Source organism: Antarcticimicrobium luteum, from assembly GCF_004358185.1.
Classification (GTDB): Bacteria; Pseudomonadota; Alphaproteobacteria; order Rhodobacterales; family Rhodobacteraceae; genus Antarcticimicrobium; species Antarcticimicrobium luteum.
In genome coordinates this window covers 1-15,200 of record NZ_SMUV01000062.1, presented here as the reverse complement: position 1 = coordinate 15,200, position 15,200 = coordinate 1, and the positions used below count along the sequence as shown (strand labels likewise).

Sequence of the window (15,200 nt, the reverse complement as noted above, 5' to 3'; positions counted from 1 at the left end):
TTGCGCCGCCAAAGTCGCCCGCACCCGCATTTTCCGCACCCGCATCGCCGCGATGCCGCAACGGCGCGCCGTTGACAGTGCCGTCCGGTTGCGACGATCATTTGTCTGCGAACAAATTTGACGGAGCGGACATGACAGGCGAAACCTCGGGGGCGGTGGTCGGCGTCGATGTGGGCGGAACCTTTACCGATCTGGTGGAGCTTGATCCCGCAACCGGGCGGGTGCGGCTGGCCAAGGTCGCCAGCACCCTCGACAACCAGGCCAGGGGCGTGCTGAACGCGCTGCGCGAGGCCGGCTGCGACCTGGCCGCGCTGGGACTGATCGTGCACGGCACCACCACCACCACCAACGCGGTGCTGGAGCGCAAGCTGTCAAAAACCGGGCTGATCACCACCCGGGGCTTCCGCGACGTGCTGGAACTGGGTCGCCGCACCCGGCCGCAAGCCTACGGGATGAAGGGTGATTTCACCCCGATCATCCCCCGCAACCTGCGTCTTGAAGTGCCCGAACGGATGGATGCCACCGGCGCGGTCCTCACCCCGCTCGACGAGGAGGCCCTGCGCGCCGCCGGCGAACAGCTCGTAGATCAGGGCTGTGAGGCGCTGGTGATCCACTTCCTCCACGCCTATGCCAACCCCGCCCACGAACTTCGCGCCGCCGAGATCCTGCGAGAGATCTGGCCCAACGATCACATCACCATGGGCCACGCCCTGCTGTCGGAAAGCCGCGAGTTCGAGCGTGGCGTGACCGCCGCCGTCAATGCCTCGGTGCAACCCCTGCTCGCCCGCTATATCCGCCGCCTCACCGACCATCTGACGGCAGGCGGCTATGCCGGCGAGGTGCTGGTGATGAACGGCAACGGGGGCATGGTCTCAGCCTCCCGCGTGGCGCTGGAGGCGGCAAAAACGGTGATGTCCGGCCCCGCCTCCGGCGTGATGGCCGCCGCCTATACCGGGCGCCGTTCGGGCCATGAAAACCTGATCACCTACGACATGGGCGGCACCTCCACCGACGTCGCCCTGATCCGCGGGGCCGAGCCCACCGTCTCGAACGAGATCGAGATCGAATACGCCATGCCGATCCATGTGCCGATGGTCGATGTGCGCACCGTCGGTGCCGGCGGCGGCTCCATCGCGCGGGTGACCCCGGCAGGGCTCTTGGAGGTCGGCCCGCAAAGCGCGGGCGCCATGCCCGGCCCGATCTGCTATGGCCGCGGCGGTGAAAGCCCGACGATCTCGGATGCCAACCTGCTGCTGGGCCGGCTCGATCCGGCGGGCCTCAACGCGGTGGAGGGCGGCATCTCCATCGACCATGTGCGCGAGGTCTTCGCCCGCGATCTCGGCACGCCGCTGGGCCTCGGCGCGACAGAGGCCGCCGCCGCCGTCATCCGCGTCGCCAATACCAAGATGGCCGGCGCCATCCGCATGGTCTCGGTCTCGCTGGGGGCCGACCCGCGCGACTTCGCCCTCTTCGCCTTCGGCGGAGCCGGTCCGCTGCACGCCACGGCCCTCGCGCGGGAGCTGTCGATTCCCAAGGTTCTTGTCCCCGCCCGCCCCGGCATCACCAACGCATTGGGCTGCGTGGTGGCCGACCTGCGCCATGACTTCGTGACCACGCTCAACAAGCCGCTGCACAGCCTCGACCCCGCCGACCTGCACCGCGTCTTCGCCGAACAGGCGGCGGAGGGCGAGGCGCTGATCGGCAAGGAACGGATCGAAATCCGCAGCATCCGCCACCTCTACAGCGTTGATATGCAGTTTCAGGGGCAGACCCACCTGCTGCGCGTGCCGCTGGAGCGGCCGGACGTCGACACCGAGACCCTGCAACAGCTTTTTGAGACGGCCTATTTCAACCGCTTCCGCGTGGCGCTGTCGGACATCCGCGCCAATCTGGTCAACGCCAACTGTTCGGTCATCGGCGCGCGGGCCGAGCTTGACCTCTCCGCCCTGATCGACCCGGGCGAGCGCAGGGCGACGCTGGACGACGCCCTCCTCTCCCGCCGCCCGGTCTGGTTCGCCAGCGGCGACGCGGGCGGCGATTGGCACGACACCCCCGTCTACTGGCGCGACCACCTGCCCCAAGGCTTCACGATCACCGGCCCCGCCATCGTCCAGCAGATGGACACCACCCTGCTGATCGAGCCGGGCGACCGCGCCACCGGTGACGCCGACGGCAATATCATCGTCGAAATCGGAGCGGATGCATGATCCTCGATCCCGTCACCCTCTCGGTCATCCAGGCCGGTCTGCAACAGGTCTGTGACGAGATGGACCTCAGCTTTTCCCGCGCCGCCTTCTCGCCGGTGATCGCCGAGGCCAACGACCGCTCCGACGGCATCTATGCCGCCGCAGACGGTGCGCTGATCGCGCAGGGGGCGCAGGGCCTGCCGGTCTTCGTCGGCACCATGCAGGACTCCACCCGGCAGCTGATCGAACGGATTAGCGCCGGGATCACCCCGGCGCCGCAGCCGGGCGACATCTATATCGTCAACGACCCCTACCTCGGCGGCACCCACCTGATGGACGTGCGTTTTGCCATGCCGTTCTACCGGAACGGCGCGCTTTACTGCTGGCTCTCCAACACCGGCCACTGGCCCGATACCGGCGGCTCCGTCCCCGGCGGCTTCTCCGCCTCGGCCACCGCCGTTGAGCAGGAGGGGCTGCGCCTGCCGCCGGTGCGCCTGTTCAAACAGGGCGAGATGGATCAGGAGATCTATGCCATCATCTGCTCCAACATCCGCGTCGCCGACCAGCGCATCGGCGATGTGAAGGCGCAGGCCGCCGCCCTGCTGGTGGGCGAGGCGCGGCTGAACGAGTTGATGGACCGATATGGCGACGCCACGGTGACCGAGGCGATCGCCGAACTGCGCCGCCGTGCCGCCACCCAGATGCGCGCCTTCATCGCCGACATCCCCGAGGGCAGCTATCCCGCCACCGCCTGGATCGACAGCGACGGCGTGGTGAACGAACCGCTGAAGATCGCCCTGACCGTCACCCGCAAGGGCGACGCGCTGACCTTCGATTTCACCGGCTCCAGCGCCCCCTGCGCCGGGCCGATGAACTCCGTCCGCGCCACCACGCTCAGCGCGGTCTATCTCGCCATGCGCCACATCTTCCCCGAGGTGCCGATGAGCGCCGGCGCCTTCGAACCGCTGCATGTCACCGGCATCGAGGGCACCTTCCTCGACGCGCAATACCCCCGCCCGGTCTCCGGCTGCGCGGCGGAGGTCTCCCAACGCATCGCCGAGGCGGTCTTTGCCGCCCTCGTCGCCCCCCTGCCCGATCGCGTCACCGCCGCGCCTGCGGGCACCAGCGGCAATTTCGCCCTCGGCGGCCACGACCCGGCGCGCGGGCGCGATTTCGTGATGTACCAGATTTCAGGCGGCGGCTACGGCGGCAATGCCGATCACGACGGCCTGTCCAACGGCTGCTCCACCATCGGCATTTCCAAGGCCCCGCCGGTCGAGATCATGGAACAGGCCTTCCCGGTGCTCTACCACCGCTACGCCCTGCACGAGGGCTCCGGCGGCGCGGGGCGGCACCGTGGCGGCTTCGGCCTCGACTACGAGGTCGAACTGCGCCGCGGCGACGCCCGCGCAAGTTTCGTGATGGACCACGGCCGCAGCGGCCCCCAGGGGGTGCTGGGCGGCAGTGACGGTGCGGTGAACAAGGTGACCGTCTGGCGCGGCGGCACCCCCTACACCCCGCCGCACCTCTCCAAGGATCAGGACATCCCGCTCGCCCCCGGCGACCGGGTGCATGTGCGCACCCCCGGCGGCGGCGGTTATGGCGACCCGTTCACCCGCGCGCCGGACGCGGTGCGCTATGACGTGGAGATGGGCCGTTACACGCCGGAGCAGGCCGCCGAGTTGTTCGGCGTGGTGCTCAAGGGAACCCCGCCGAAGGTCGATGAAACGGAAACTGAACGGCTGCGCGGCGAAAGCCCCCTGCGCGGAATCAAGCCCGAAGGGCGCCGCGCATGCGCCGGACCGTCCCCACGGTCTGGCGCTTGGGAAACGTAGGCGCACCAATCAGATTTCTTCCGAATTTGACTGCCATAAAGTGAACAGAACGACCGTTTCAGCGCCAGCCCCCGGTCCGGCACTTGCGCGGCTTGCTCTGTGATCTGGGTGGGGGAAACCCCATTTTCGTATCTGTACGATTTCGCCCGAAGACTCCCCAATCCGGGCTTCCGCCGGCCCGTCACGCGCCTTTGAACCGTACACTCCGCCCGGAAAACTCCCCACAACGCAAAACGCCCCGGCCTTTCGACCGGGGCGTTTCATTTGACTATCGAGAGAGGCTCAGTCGCGCTCTTCGATGATTTGCACCAGATGCGGGATCTTGTTGACCATGCCGCGGATCGCGGGGGTATCCTCCAGCTCGCGGGTCTTGTGCATCTTGTTCAGGCCCAGCCCGATCAGCGTCTGACGCTGTTTTTCCGGGCGGCGGATCGGCGAGCCGATCTGTTTGACAACGATGGTCTTGGCCATGGGTTACGCCTCCTCTGCGACGGCGGCGGGTGCTTCTTCCCGCTTGGGAAGGATGTCGGCCACCTTCTTGCCGCGGCGTTGCGCGACCAGACGCGGCGACTGCTCTTTCGTCAGGCCGTTCAGGGTGGCGCGGATCATGTTGTAGGGGTTTTGCGAGCCGATCGACTTCGACACCACGTCCTTGATGCCCAGCATCTCGAACACGGCGCGCATCGGACCACCGGCGATGATCCCGGTGCCTTCCGGCGCGGTGCGCATGACAACCTTGCCGGCGCCCCAGCGGCCCTGCATGTCGTGGTGCAGGGTCCGGCCCTCACGCAGCGGCACGCGGATCATGTTGCGCTTGGCGGCCTCGGTGGCCTTGCGGATCGCCTCGGGCACTTCTTTCGCCTTGCCCTTGCCGAAACCGACGCGGCCCTTCTGGTCACCGACGACGACCAGCGCGGCAAAACCGAAACGCTTACCGCCCTTGACGGTTTTCGACACACGGTTGATCGCAACCAGGCGATCTGCGAATTCCGGGGTCTCGTCGCGATCGCGACGTCCGCCCCGCTGATTGGGTTCTCTGGCCATTCTGGCCTCCTTCGTAACCGGCGCCGGGGCACCGCTGAGTATCAATCCAGGTGGGCGCGGACGCCCCCGGATCATCGAGGCGGCCCCGCGGGGGGCCGCCTGCACCTTAGAGTTTCAGGCCGCCTTCACGCGCGGCATCCGCAAGCGCCTTGACCTTGCCGTGGTAGAGGAACCCACCACGGTCGAAATAGGCCTCTTCGACGCCGGCCTTCTTGGCGCGCTCGGCAATCGCCGTGCCGACCTTGGCGGCCGCCTCGACGTTGTTCTTGCCGATAACGCCCAGATCCTTTTCCAGGGTCGAGGCCGAGGCCAGGGTCACGCCACGAACATCGTCGATCAGCTGGACGCTGATGTTCTTGTTCGAGCGGTGCACGCTCAGGCGCGGACGCCCGGCGTTGACCTTGCGAAGTTTGTTCCGAACGCGCAGGCGGCGCTTCAGAAACAGGGTTCTTTTGCTGTTTGCCATCTGTCCGGTCCTTACTTCTTCTTGCCTTCCTTGCGGAAGATGTACTCGCCCTTATAGCGGATGCCCTTGCCCTTATAGGGTTCGGGGCGGCGCCATTCCCGGATGTTCGCCGCAACCTGGCCGACCAATTGCTGGTCGATACCTTCGACGGTGATCTCGGTTTGCTTGGGCGCGGTGATGGTCACGCCTTCGGGGGCGACGAAGTCCACGTCGTGGCTGAGGCCGAGATTCAGCTTCAGGGTGTTGCCCTGCATCTGCGCTCGGTAACCCACGCCCTGGATCTCCAGTTCCTTTTTGAAGCCGTCGGTCACCCCGGTCACCAGGTTGGCGATCTGGGTGCGGGACATCCCCCATTGCTGGCGGGCCCGCTTGGATTTTCCGCGCGGCTCGATCTTCACCAGGTTGTCTTCCACGGTGATGGTGACGTCGTCGGTCGCGTTGAAGCTGCGGGTGCCTTTCGGCCCCTTTACTTCGACGGTCTGGCCCGACACGCTGGCAGTCACTCCGCTGGGAAGTTCAACCGGCCGTTTTCCGATACGAGACATGTCTGACCTCCTTAGAATACGGTGCAGAGCACTTCGCCGCCGACATTGGCGGTCCGTGCATTTGCATCCGACATCACACCCTTGGGGGTGGAGACAATCGACACGCCCAGGCCCTGACGGACCGACGGGATGTCCTTGACGCCCATGTAGACGCGGCGGCCAGGGGTCGAAACCCGCTTGAGCTCGCGAATGACAGGTTCGCCTTCGAAGTACTTCAGGCTGATTTCCAGCGCCGGGTGACCATTGGCGCCGGTCACCTTTTCATAGCCGCGGATATAGCCTTCGTCCGCCAGCACGTCGAGCACCCAGGCGCGAAGCTTGGACGCGGGCGTGATCACGGTGCTTTTGCCGCGCATCTGCGAGTTGCGGATACGGGTGAGCATATCGCCGATAGGATCGTTCATATCATGCTCTCCTTACCAGCTCGACTTCACCATGCCGGGGATCTGGCCATTCGAGCCCAGTTCCCGCAAGGCGATCCGCGAGACTTTCAGTTTGCGGTAATAGGCGTGCGGACGCCCGGTGAGTTGGCAGCGGTTGTGCAGCCGGGTTGCCGAACTGTTGCGCGGCAGTTTCGCCAGTTTCAGACGCGCCTTGAAGCGCTCTTCCATCGGGCGGCTTTCGTCACTCGCGATCTCTTTCAGTGCGGCCCGCTTCTCGGCGTATTGCGCCACCAGCTTCTCGCGCTTCTTCTCGCGTTCGATCATTGCTTTCTTAGCCATGTCTATTCCTTCCCGCGCTCAGCTGTTGAACGGCATGTTGAAATGCTTCAACAGCGCCTTCGCTTCCGCGTCGGTTTTCGCTGTGGTGGCGATGATGATGTCCATCCCCCAGGTCTCGTCGACCTTGTCGAAGTCGATTTCCGGGAACACGATGTGCTCCTTCAGGCCCATGGCATAGTTGCCGCGGCCATCGAACGACTTGCCCGGCACGCCGCGAAAGTCGCGGATACGGGGCATGGCGACGGTGATCAGGCGATCGAGGAATTCATACATCCGGTCGCCGCGCAGGGTGACTTTGGCCCCCAGCGGCATGTCTTCGCGCACGCGGAAGCCGGCGATGGATTTCTTGGCCTTGGTGACGACAGCCCTCTGGCCGGCGATCGCGGTCAGGTCTTCCTGAGCCGATTTCGCCTTCTTGCTGTCTTTCACGGCCTCGGCGCCGCAGCCGATGTTCAGAACGATCTTGTCCAGACGCGGGATCTGCATGTCGTTCTTATAGCCGAACTCTTCTTTCAGAGCGGCCTTGATGGTCTCGGCGAACTGCGCCTTGAGGCGCGGCGTGTAGGTTGCGGCATCAAGCATCGATCACGTCCCCCGTGGTCTTGGCGAAACGGACCTTCTTGCCCTCTTCCATGCGGAAGCCGACGCGGGTCGCTTTACCGTTCTTGTCCAGCAGTGCCAGGTTGCTCAGGTCGATCGGCAGTGCCTTGGACAGGCGGCCGCCCTGGCTGTTCTGGGTCTGGCGGGTGTGGCGGATGGCCATGTTGATGCCCTCGACCACGGCTTTGCCGGCCTTGGGGTCAACCGAGGACACGGTGCCCTCTTTGCCCTTGTCCTTGCCGGCCAGCACGACGACCTTGTCGCCTTTGCGGAGTTTTGCAGCCATGATTACAGCACCTCCGGAGCGAGCGAGATGATCTTCATGAAGTTTTTCGCGCGCAGCTCACGAACCACCGGCCCGAAGATACGGGTGCCGACCGGCTCGTTGTTGTTGTTGAGGATCACCGCGGCGTTGCGATCGAAACGGATCGCGGTGCCGTCTTCGCGGCGAACTTCCTTGGCGGTGCGCACGACGACAGCCTTGCGGACGTCGCCTTTTTTCACGCGGCCCCGCGGAATGGCTTCCTTCACGGAAACGACGATGATGTCACCCACCGACGCGTATTTCCGTTTGGACCCACCCAGGACCTTGATGCACTGAACCCGGCGCGCGCCGGAGTTGTCAGCAACATCCAGATTGGTCTGCATCTGGATCATATGGTTTCTCCCGACCTTTGGGGGTTGTTTCTTTTCTACCCCCCAGGGTTTCGTTCAAACCGAAAGGTTCTCAGGCTTACGCCTGCAGAACCTCCCAGCGTTTCGTCTTCGACTTGGGTGCGCATTCGACGATGCGCACGGTGTCGCCCACCTTGTAGGTGTTGTTCTCATCGTGAGCCCGGTACTTCTTGGACTTACGGATGGTCTTCTTCAGGACCGGGTGCGTGAAACGGCGTTCCACGGAAACGGTCACGGTCTGTTCGTTGGCGTCGCTGGTCACGGTGCCGGAAAGGATACGTTTGGGCATCTGTCAGGCTCCTTATGCGTCGCCGGCTGCGGCAGCAGCTTTTTCGTTCAGGATGGTTTTCACGCGGGCCGCATTGCGGCGGGCCGCCTTGATCCCGGAGGTGTTTTCCATCTGACCGGTTGCCTGTTGAAAGCGCAGGTTAAAGCTTTCTTTCTTCAGGTTGGCCAGCTCCTCGCGAAGCTGGTCCGGCGTCTTGTCGCGCAGTTCTTTGGCGTTCATCGCCTTCTTCCTTTTCTCAAAACACCAGAAGGCCCCTTTTTACGGGTCACCTTAGACCTGGTGGATGAATTGCAAACACACGAATCCCGTCGCAACGGGACTCCGTGAGATGCCGCTCTATAAGGGAGGGACCGGGGGACGGCAAGGGAAACTTTGCCGTGGGCACAAGGCCCGGTCAGGCCAGGTTCGGAACTGTGCCGTCGAGGCGGGTGTCGGCGGCCCCACGCAGGAAAACGACCACGCTTTCATCCCCTGCCGATTTGTCCAGATTGGTGCCTTTGCCGTCGACGCCGCCTTCGCCGTCCCATGCCGCGATCTCGCCGCGGTCAATTGGCAGGTCAGCGACCGATTCGTCACCCGCATTGGCCTCGATCACCGGTCGGTTCAACAGACCGCCGCCGCCGGTCACGGCAAAATCGTTCTCAATATAGCTCTGAGCGACGCTGGCCATATGCGGATCGACGGGCCCGAGCGGGTCGTCCTCGTCGTCATCCTCGTCGTCGACAAAATCGTCTTCTTTACCGAGCAACCCAAGAACCACGGCCAATCCGGCGACCCCGACCAGCCCGAACATCAAGACGGAAACCATTCCGAACACCTATCGCAACTGAAAATCTGAATGCAACCTAGAGGTGTTGCCCGCCCGGTACAAGCAATTTTATCTCACTTTGAGACAACTTCGGCTTTAAAACCGCGCACACCAGCAGCCGGCCAGTGCACCCCGTCGGCCAACGGGTCCACGAGCCCCATTGCCGGTCCGAGGCACGGGGCGAGCCGGCCTTCGGAGCACCGCCCCTTCGCACGCGAAACGCTCCACTGGGGCGTTTCCGGCACGCTTGCTCACCCCCAGCTGTAGTTGAAGCTGACGCTGATGCGGTCGTCTTCTGCCATGTTCATCGGCACTTCGTGGCGCAGCCAGCTTTCCCACAACAGGACCTCTCCGACCTTGGGCGCCACGTAGATGAACGGTTGCAGTTTGCGGCGGGCGTCCTTGCGGCGTGTCGGTGCCGCCATCATCCGCGCCGAACGGGGATCCTCGAGCTTCAGCGCGCTGGCACCGTCGGGCATGGCGACATAGGTCGTACCGCTGATCACGCTGTGTGGGTGAATATGCGAGGAATGCATCCCCCCCTCGGGCAGGATGTTGATCCAGAGATCCTCCAGTTCCAGTTCCTTGCCGTCGAGGTCGAACTCCAGATCCTCGGCAAAGGCGGCAACATGCGCATTCAGCGCCCTGACCAGATCGGCAAAGACCGGAAAGCGCCAGGGAAGATCGGTCAGCGAGGCGTATGAGGTATAGCCGGGATAGCCGTTCTGTGCGCACCACTCCTGCCCGGCCTCGTCGTCCTCGGCGATGGAATAGCAGGAGGCCTCCAGTTCGGAGGCGTCGATTACCGGGCCGTACTGCTTGAGCGCGGCGCGATAGAGGCGGGTGACGAAGAGAGATTCGATCTGGGACATGGGGATGGTTTAGCGCAGAGAAATCCCCCGCGCGAGTGCCTGTTTGCACCTGCGCTGATTAGCGCGGATCAGGCCCCGAAACGCCGCCGGGACAGATGGCAGCAGCAAGAAAAGGCCCCCGCCGGTTTCCCGACGGAGGCCTTTTTTTTCACCGTGTGCGGCGCGCAGGAATTCTCCGAATTCCCGCTCCACCGCACCCGTTCCGAAAGACTTACCAGTCTTCCCGAACGACAATCCGGGTCTTGATCGGCAGTTTCATCGCGGCCAGGCGCAGTGCCTCTTTGGCCACGGCGTCATCGACGCCGTCGATCTCGAACATGACGCGACCGGGTTTGATCTTGGCGGCCCAGTAATCGACCGAGCCCTTACCTTTACCCATCCGCACTTCGGTCGGCTTGGAGGACACCGGGGTGTCCGGGAAGATCCGGATCCAGACGCGGCCCTGACGTTTCATGTGACGCGTCATGGCACGACGTGCGGCTTCGATCTGACGCGCGGTGACACGCTCGGGCTCAAGGGCTTTCAGCCCGTAATGACCGAAGGTCAGGTCGCTACCGCCTTTTGCCAGGCCTTTGATCCGGCCTTTGTGCATCTTGCGGAATTTCGTACGCTTTGGCTGAAGCATATCCTGCTACTCCTTATCGGTCGCGGCGGCCGCCACCGGCACCACGGGGGGCCGGGCCGTCCTGCAGCTCTTGTGCCTTACGATCACGCGCCGCCGGATCATGCTCCATGATCTCGCCTTTGAAGATCCAGACCTTGATACCGATGATCCCATAGGGGGTCATGGCTTCGGAAAGCGCATAGTCGATGTCGGCGCGCAGGGTGTGCAGCGGCACACGGCCTTCGCGATACCATTCGGTCCGTGCGATCTCGGCACCGCCCAGACGGCCAGCGACGTTCACCCGGATACCCAGGGCGCCCATGCGCATGGCGTTCTGCACGGCCCGCTTCATCGCGCGGCGGAACGAGACCCGGCGCTCGAGCTGCTGGGCGATGTTCTCGCCGACCAGCTGGGCGTCAAGCTCGGGCTTGCGCACCTCGACGATGTTCAGGTGCAGCTCGCTGTCGGTCTTGCTCGCCAGCTTTTTGCGCAGAACCTCGATATCGGCGCCTTTTTTGCCGATGATCACACCCGGACGCGCCGTGTGAATCGTCACCCGGCACTTCTTGTGCGGCCGTTCGATGATCACGCGGGCCACGCCGGCCTGCTTGCACTCTTCCCTGATGAACTCGCGGATTTTCAGGTCTTCCAGCAGAAGATTACCGTAATCCTTGGTGTCGGCGTACCAACGGCTGTCCCAGGTGCGGTTGACCTGGAGGCGCATGCCGACCGGATTGACTTTATGTCCCATTAGGCTTGCTCCTCGACTTGACGCACCTTGATGGTAAGCTCCGAGAACGGCTTGCGCAGGGCGCCAAACCGGCCACGGGCCCGCGGACGACCGCGTTTCATCACCAGGTTCTTACCGACGTAGGCTTCGGCCACGATCAGCTCGTCCACGTCCAGGTTATGGTTGTTCTCGGCGTTGGCGATCGCGGACTGAAGGCATTTCTTCACATCCTCTGCGATCCGCTTGTTCGAGAAGGTCAGATCGGTCAACGCCTTTTCGACCTTCTTGCCGCGGATCATCGCTGCAACCAGGTTCAGTTTCTGCGGGCTGGTGCGAAGCATGCGGGTTTTCGCCATCGCTTCGTTGTCGGCCACGCGGCGGGGGTTCTTTTCCTTGCCCATGACTTACTTCCGCTTCGCTTTCTTGTCCGCAGCATGACCGTAATAGGTCCGGGTCGGCGAATACTCACCGAACTTCTGACCGATCATGTCTTCCGTGACGTTGACGGGGATATGTTTCTGGCCGTTGTAGACACCAAAGGTCAGCCCGACGAACTGGGGCAGAATGGTGGACCGGCGGGACCAGATCTTGATGACTTCCTTGCGCCCGCTGTCGCGTGCCGCCTCTGCCTTTTTCAGGACATAAGCGTCAACGAAGGGGCCTTTCCATACAGAGCGTGCCATGTGTTAGCGCCCTTTCCTGCGTGCGTGCCGCGAGCGGATGATCAGCTTGCTGGACGCCTTGTTCTTGTTGCGGGTACGCGCACCCTTGGTCGGCTTACCCCAGGGGGTTACCGGGTGACGACCGCCCGAGGTCCGGCCTTCACCACCACCATGGGGGTGATCGATCGGGTTCATGACCACACCACGCACCGACGGACGCTTGCCCTTGTGGCGCATGCGGCCGGCCTTGCCGTAGTTCTGGTTGGAATTGTCGGGGTTCGACACGGCACCGACGGTGGCCATGCATTCCTGACGCACCATGCGCAGCTCGCCCGAGCTCAGACGGATCTGGGCGTAGCCGCCATCGCGGCCCACGAACTGGGCATAGGTGCCGGCAGCGCGTGCGATCTGACCGCCCTTGCCGGGCTTCATCTCGATGTTGTGCACGATGGTACCGATCGGCATGCCCGAGAACGGCATCGCGTTGCCCGGCTTGATGTCGACCTTGGACCCGGCAACGACCTTGTCACCCACGGCCAGGCGCTGCGCCGCCAGGATATAGGCCTGCTCGCCGTCTTCGTACTTGATCAGCGCGATAAAGGCGGTCCGGTTCGGGTCATACTCGATCCGTTCAACGGTCGCCGCCACATCGAATTTGTTGCGTTTGAAGTCAACGATCCGGTAGAGGCGTTTTGCCCCGCCGCCACGGCGGCGCGAGGTAATCCGTCCGGTGTTGTTACGGCCGCCCGACTTGGTCAAACCCTCGGTGAGGGCCTTGACCGGACGTCCTTTCCACAGCTCCGAACGGTCGATCAGCACCAGCCCGCGCTGGCCCGGCGTCGTCGGCTTATACGACTTGAGTGCCATGCTTTCTGTCTTCCGTTTAGCGTGCAAAGCCTTAGGTTGTTGTCTTTGGCTTCGCTATGTTGAAGGCCCCCGTAGGTGCCTGAGTCTAGGGCCCCGAAGGTCCCCGGTTAAAATGGCGCAGGCCCCGGGAAAACCGGGGCCAGACCAGATTCGCGGCTAACTATCAGAGACCAGTGCTCACGTCGATAGTGTTTCCCTCTTCGAGGGTCACATAAGCCTTTTTCACGTCTTTCCGGCGACCCATCTGGCCGCGGAACCGCTTGGCCTTGCCTTTGGTGATGGTGGTGTTGACCGCCTTCACCTTGACCCCGAACAGCGCCTCGACCGCTTCCTTGATCTGCGGCTTGTTGCTGTCCATCGCCACTTCGAAGACCACGGCGCCGTTTTCGGATGCCATGGTGGCCTTTTCGGTGATGACCGGTTTGCGGATCACGTCGTAGTGTTCTGCTTTCGCGCTCATTTCAGTCGAGCCTCCAGAGCTTCGACACCCGCCTTGGTGATCACCAGGGTGTCACGCTTGAGGATGTCATACACGTTTGCGCCCATGGTCGGCAGCACGTCCAGACCCTCGATGTTGCGGGCAGCCTTGGCGAAACCTTCGTTCACCGACGCCCCATCGATCACCAGAGCGCGCTTCCAGCCCAGGTTCTTGACCATCTTGGCCAGCGCTGCGGTCTTGCCCTCGGCCTCGGCCGCATCGATCACCACCAGCTCGCCGGCTTTCGCCTTGGCGCTCAGCGCATGGCGCAGGCCCAGCTTGCGGAATTTCTTCGGCAGCTCGTGGCCGTGGCTCCGCGGGGTCGGACCCTTGTAGATACCACCCTTGCGGAAGATCGGCGCGTTGCGGTCACCGTGGCGGGCGCCGCCGGTGCCTTTCTGGCGATAGATCTTCTTGGTCGAGTAGCTGGTTTCGGAGCGGGTCTTGACCTTGTGGGTGCCGGCCTGCGCATTGTTCCGCTGCCAGCGCACCACGCGGTGCAGGATATCGGCGCGCGGCTCCAGACCGAACAGGTCCTCGGACAGTTCGATGTCGCCGGCCTTGCCGCCGTCCAGTTTGATCACGTCAAGTTTCATGCTTCACCACCTTCCGCGGGGGCTTCCGCTGTTTCGGCCGCGGCTGCTGCCGCCTTCAGACCCGCCGGGAACGGCACGCCTTCGGGCAGTTTCTTCTTGACCGAGTCCTTGACCGTAACCCAGCCGCCTTTGGAGCCGGGAACGGCGCCTTTGACAAAAACCAGGCCGCGGTCAGCGTCGGTGCGGACCACTTCGAGGTTCTGGGTCGTCACACGGGCAGCGCCCATGTGGCCGGCCATCTTCTTGCCTTTGAACACCTTGCCGGGATCCTGACACTGACCGGTCGAACCGTGCGAACGGTGCGAGATCGACACACCGTGCGAGGCGCGCAGACCGCCGAAGTTGTGCCGCTTCATGGCACCGGCAAAGCCTTTACCGATCGAGGTGCCCGACACATCCACTTTCTGACCTTCGAGGAAGTGGGTTGCCGCGATTTCGGCACCAACTTCGATCAGGTTGTCCGCCGAGACGCGGAATTCGGCCAGCTTGCGCTTGGGCTCGACCTTGGCGGCGGCGAAATGGCCGCGCATGGCCTGGCTCACGCGCTTCACCTTGGGCGTACCCGCGCCGAGTTGAACGGCGGTATAGCCATCCTTGTCGGCGGTGCGCTGCGCAACCACCTGCAGGTTGTCCAGTTGCAGAACGGTGACGGGGATTTGCCGACCGTCATCCATGAAAAGCCGGGTCATGCCGACCTTTTTTGCGATAATTCCAGAGCGCATCTGATAACCCTCCGAACTTACGACTGCAGCTTGATTTCGACGTCCACACCAGCGGCGAGGTCGAGCTTCATCAGCGCGTCCACGGTCTGGGGGGTCGGATCAACGATGTCGAGCAGCCGCTTGTGGGTGCGGATCTCGAACTGATCGCGGGATTTCTTGTCGACGTGGGGGCCACGCAGAACGGTGAATTTCTCGATCTTGTTCGGCAGCGGAATCGGGCCACGCACGTTGGCGCCGGTCCGCTTGGCTGTGTTGACGATCTCCTGGGTGCTGGCGTCCAGAACCCGGTAGTCAAACGCCTTCAGCCGAATACGGATGTTTTGGCTTTGCATTCTTATCGCCCTTTCAGGCTTGGAGTTGATAGGAGGGCCGCCGGCTCACCCGGCGGCCCTCGTCGAACCCGAGTAGAGTTTACTCGATGATTTTCGAGACGACGCCGGCACCGACGGTGCGGCCGCCTTCACGGATGGCGAAACGCAGGCCGTCTTCCATGGCGATC

At 63.6% G+C, this 15,200-nt stretch carries 25 protein-coding genes; 2 read left to right on the top strand and 23 right to left on the bottom strand.

The annotated features are described in order from the left end of the window. The first annotated feature begins 131 nt into the window (after nucleotides 1-131). Both E1832_RS09060 and E1832_RS09055 read left to right on the top strand, forming a co-directional pair. On the top strand, nucleotides 132-2,207 hold the full coding sequence (locus tag E1832_RS09060) for a hydantoinase/oxoprolinase family protein (RefSeq protein ID WP_133359424.1): 2,076 nt from the start codon (nucleotides 132-134) through the stop codon (nucleotides 2,205-2,207). After that, complete coding sequence (locus E1832_RS09055) at nucleotides 2,204-4,021, top strand: hydantoinase B/oxoprolinase family protein (RefSeq protein ID WP_133359423.1); 1,818 nt, start codon at nucleotides 2,204-2,206, stop codon at nucleotides 4,019-4,021. Before E1832_RS09060 ends, E1832_RS09055 begins: the two co-directional genes overlap by 4 nt. A 282-nt stretch (nucleotides 4,022-4,303) precedes the next feature. Here E1832_RS09055 and rpmD read toward each other — a convergent pair whose 3' ends face one another. From rpmD to E1832_RS08940, 23 genes are all read right to left on the bottom strand, one after another. Further along, a complete protein-coding gene (gene rpmD, locus E1832_RS09050) occupies nucleotides 4,304-4,492 on the bottom strand; it encodes a 50S ribosomal protein L30 (protein ID WP_133359422.1) in 189 nt (62 codons plus the stop codon). A gap of 3 nt (nucleotides 4,493-4,495) precedes the next feature. Further along, complete coding sequence (gene rpsE / locus E1832_RS09045) at nucleotides 4,496-5,065, bottom strand: 30S ribosomal protein S5 (protein WP_133359421.1); 570 nt, start codon at nucleotides 5,063-5,065, stop codon at nucleotides 4,496-4,498. Nucleotides 5,066-5,171: 106 nt separating this feature from the next. Beyond that, nucleotides 5,172-5,531, bottom strand: coding sequence for a 50S ribosomal protein L18 (gene rplR / locus E1832_RS09040; RefSeq protein WP_133359420.1), 360 nt, complete (start codon nucleotides 5,529-5,531; stop codon nucleotides 5,172-5,174). Nucleotides 5,532-5,542: 11 nt separating this feature from the next. Next, nucleotides 5,543-6,076 (bottom strand): 50S ribosomal protein L6, encoded by a 534-nt coding sequence (gene rplF / locus E1832_RS09035; protein WP_133359419.1) that lies wholly within the window; start codon nucleotides 6,074-6,076, stop codon nucleotides 5,543-5,545. An 11-nt stretch (nucleotides 6,077-6,087) separates the two neighbouring features. Next, nucleotides 6,088-6,480, bottom strand: coding sequence for a 30S ribosomal protein S8 (rpsH, locus tag E1832_RS09030; RefSeq protein ID WP_133359418.1), 393 nt, complete (start codon nucleotides 6,478-6,480; stop codon nucleotides 6,088-6,090). Nucleotides 6,481-6,492: 12 nt separating this feature from the next. Continuing rightward, entirely contained in the window at nucleotides 6,493-6,798 is a 306-nt protein-coding gene (gene rpsN, locus E1832_RS09025; protein WP_133359417.1) for a 30S ribosomal protein S14, read from the bottom strand. Nucleotides 6,799-6,816: 18 nt separating this feature from the next. Further along, nucleotides 6,817-7,380 carry a 50S ribosomal protein L5 gene (gene rplE, locus E1832_RS09020; protein ID WP_133359416.1) on the bottom strand — a complete coding sequence of 188 codons (564 nt, stop codon included), beginning with the start codon at nucleotides 7,378-7,380 and terminating at the stop codon, nucleotides 6,817-6,819. Further along, nucleotides 7,373-7,684 carry a 50S ribosomal protein L24 gene (gene rplX, locus E1832_RS09015; RefSeq protein ID WP_133359415.1) on the bottom strand — a complete coding sequence of 104 codons (312 nt, stop codon included), beginning with the start codon at nucleotides 7,682-7,684 and terminating at the stop codon, nucleotides 7,373-7,375. Before rplX ends, rplE begins: the two co-directional genes overlap by 8 nt. A gap of 2 nt (nucleotides 7,685-7,686) precedes the next feature. Next, entirely contained in the window at nucleotides 7,687-8,055 is a 369-nt protein-coding gene (rplN, locus tag E1832_RS09010) for a 50S ribosomal protein L14 (RefSeq protein WP_005621870.1), read from the bottom strand. A 76-nt stretch (nucleotides 8,056-8,131) separates the two neighbouring features. Next, nucleotides 8,132-8,362, bottom strand: a complete 231-nt coding sequence (gene rpsQ, locus E1832_RS09005; RefSeq protein WP_133359414.1) for a 30S ribosomal protein S17 — start codon at nucleotides 8,360-8,362, stop codon at nucleotides 8,132-8,134. A 12-nt stretch (nucleotides 8,363-8,374) separates the two neighbouring features. Further along, nucleotides 8,375-8,581, bottom strand: coding sequence for a 50S ribosomal protein L29 (gene rpmC, locus E1832_RS09000; protein WP_133359413.1), 207 nt, complete (start codon nucleotides 8,579-8,581; stop codon nucleotides 8,375-8,377). A 175-nt stretch (nucleotides 8,582-8,756) separates the two neighbouring features. Beyond that, the gene (locus E1832_RS08995) at nucleotides 8,757-9,155 is read right to left on the bottom strand and encodes a hypothetical protein (protein ID WP_133359412.1); all 399 of its coding nucleotides are present in this window, start codon (nucleotides 9,153-9,155) and stop codon (nucleotides 8,757-8,759) included. Nucleotides 9,156-9,421: 266 nt separating this feature from the next. Continuing rightward, nucleotides 9,422-10,042, bottom strand: a complete 621-nt coding sequence (locus tag E1832_RS08990; protein WP_133359411.1) for a 2OG-Fe(II) oxygenase family protein — start codon at nucleotides 10,040-10,042, stop codon at nucleotides 9,422-9,424. Nucleotides 10,043-10,253: 211 nt separating this feature from the next. Further along, entirely contained in the window at nucleotides 10,254-10,667 is a 414-nt protein-coding gene (gene rplP, locus E1832_RS08985; RefSeq protein WP_133359410.1) for a 50S ribosomal protein L16, read from the bottom strand. Nucleotides 10,668-10,680: 13 nt separating this feature from the next. Further along, nucleotides 10,681-11,397 (bottom strand): 30S ribosomal protein S3, encoded by a 717-nt coding sequence (rpsC, locus tag E1832_RS08980; protein WP_133359409.1) that lies wholly within the window; start codon nucleotides 11,395-11,397, stop codon nucleotides 10,681-10,683. Continuing rightward, on the bottom strand, nucleotides 11,397-11,777 hold the full coding sequence (gene rplV, locus E1832_RS08975; protein WP_133359408.1) for a 50S ribosomal protein L22: 381 nt from the start codon (nucleotides 11,775-11,777) through the stop codon (nucleotides 11,397-11,399). The genes rpsC and rplV overlap by 1 nt, the downstream gene beginning before the upstream one ends. 3 nt (nucleotides 11,778-11,780) lie before the next feature. Further along, nucleotides 11,781-12,059, bottom strand: a complete 279-nt coding sequence (rpsS, locus tag E1832_RS08970) for a 30S ribosomal protein S19 (protein WP_133359407.1) — start codon at nucleotides 12,057-12,059, stop codon at nucleotides 11,781-11,783. 3 nt (nucleotides 12,060-12,062) lie between these two features. Next, on the bottom strand, nucleotides 12,063-12,905 hold the full coding sequence (gene rplB, locus E1832_RS08965; protein WP_133359406.1) for a 50S ribosomal protein L2: 843 nt from the start codon (nucleotides 12,903-12,905) through the stop codon (nucleotides 12,063-12,065). A gap of 163 nt (nucleotides 12,906-13,068) precedes the next feature. Then, entirely contained in the window at nucleotides 13,069-13,365 is a 297-nt protein-coding gene (locus E1832_RS08960; RefSeq protein ID WP_133359405.1) for a 50S ribosomal protein L23, read from the bottom strand. Next, nucleotides 13,362-13,979, bottom strand: a complete 618-nt coding sequence (gene rplD / locus E1832_RS08955) for a 50S ribosomal protein L4 (RefSeq protein WP_133359404.1) — start codon at nucleotides 13,977-13,979, stop codon at nucleotides 13,362-13,364. The genes E1832_RS08960 and rplD overlap by 4 nt, the downstream gene beginning before the upstream one ends. After that, nucleotides 13,976-14,701, bottom strand: coding sequence for a 50S ribosomal protein L3 (gene rplC, locus E1832_RS08950; RefSeq protein WP_133359403.1), 726 nt, complete (start codon nucleotides 14,699-14,701; stop codon nucleotides 13,976-13,978). Before rplC ends, rplD begins: the two co-directional genes overlap by 4 nt. Nucleotides 14,702-14,718: 17 nt before the next feature. Then, entirely contained in the window at nucleotides 14,719-15,033 is a 315-nt protein-coding gene (rpsJ, locus tag E1832_RS08945; RefSeq protein ID WP_008756422.1) for a 30S ribosomal protein S10, read from the bottom strand. Nucleotides 15,034-15,112: 79 nt separating this feature from the next. Next, on the bottom strand, nucleotides 15,113-15,200 hold an 88-nt coding region (locus E1832_RS08940; protein ID WP_206020970.1), incomplete at its 5' end, for an EF-Tu C-terminal domain-related protein.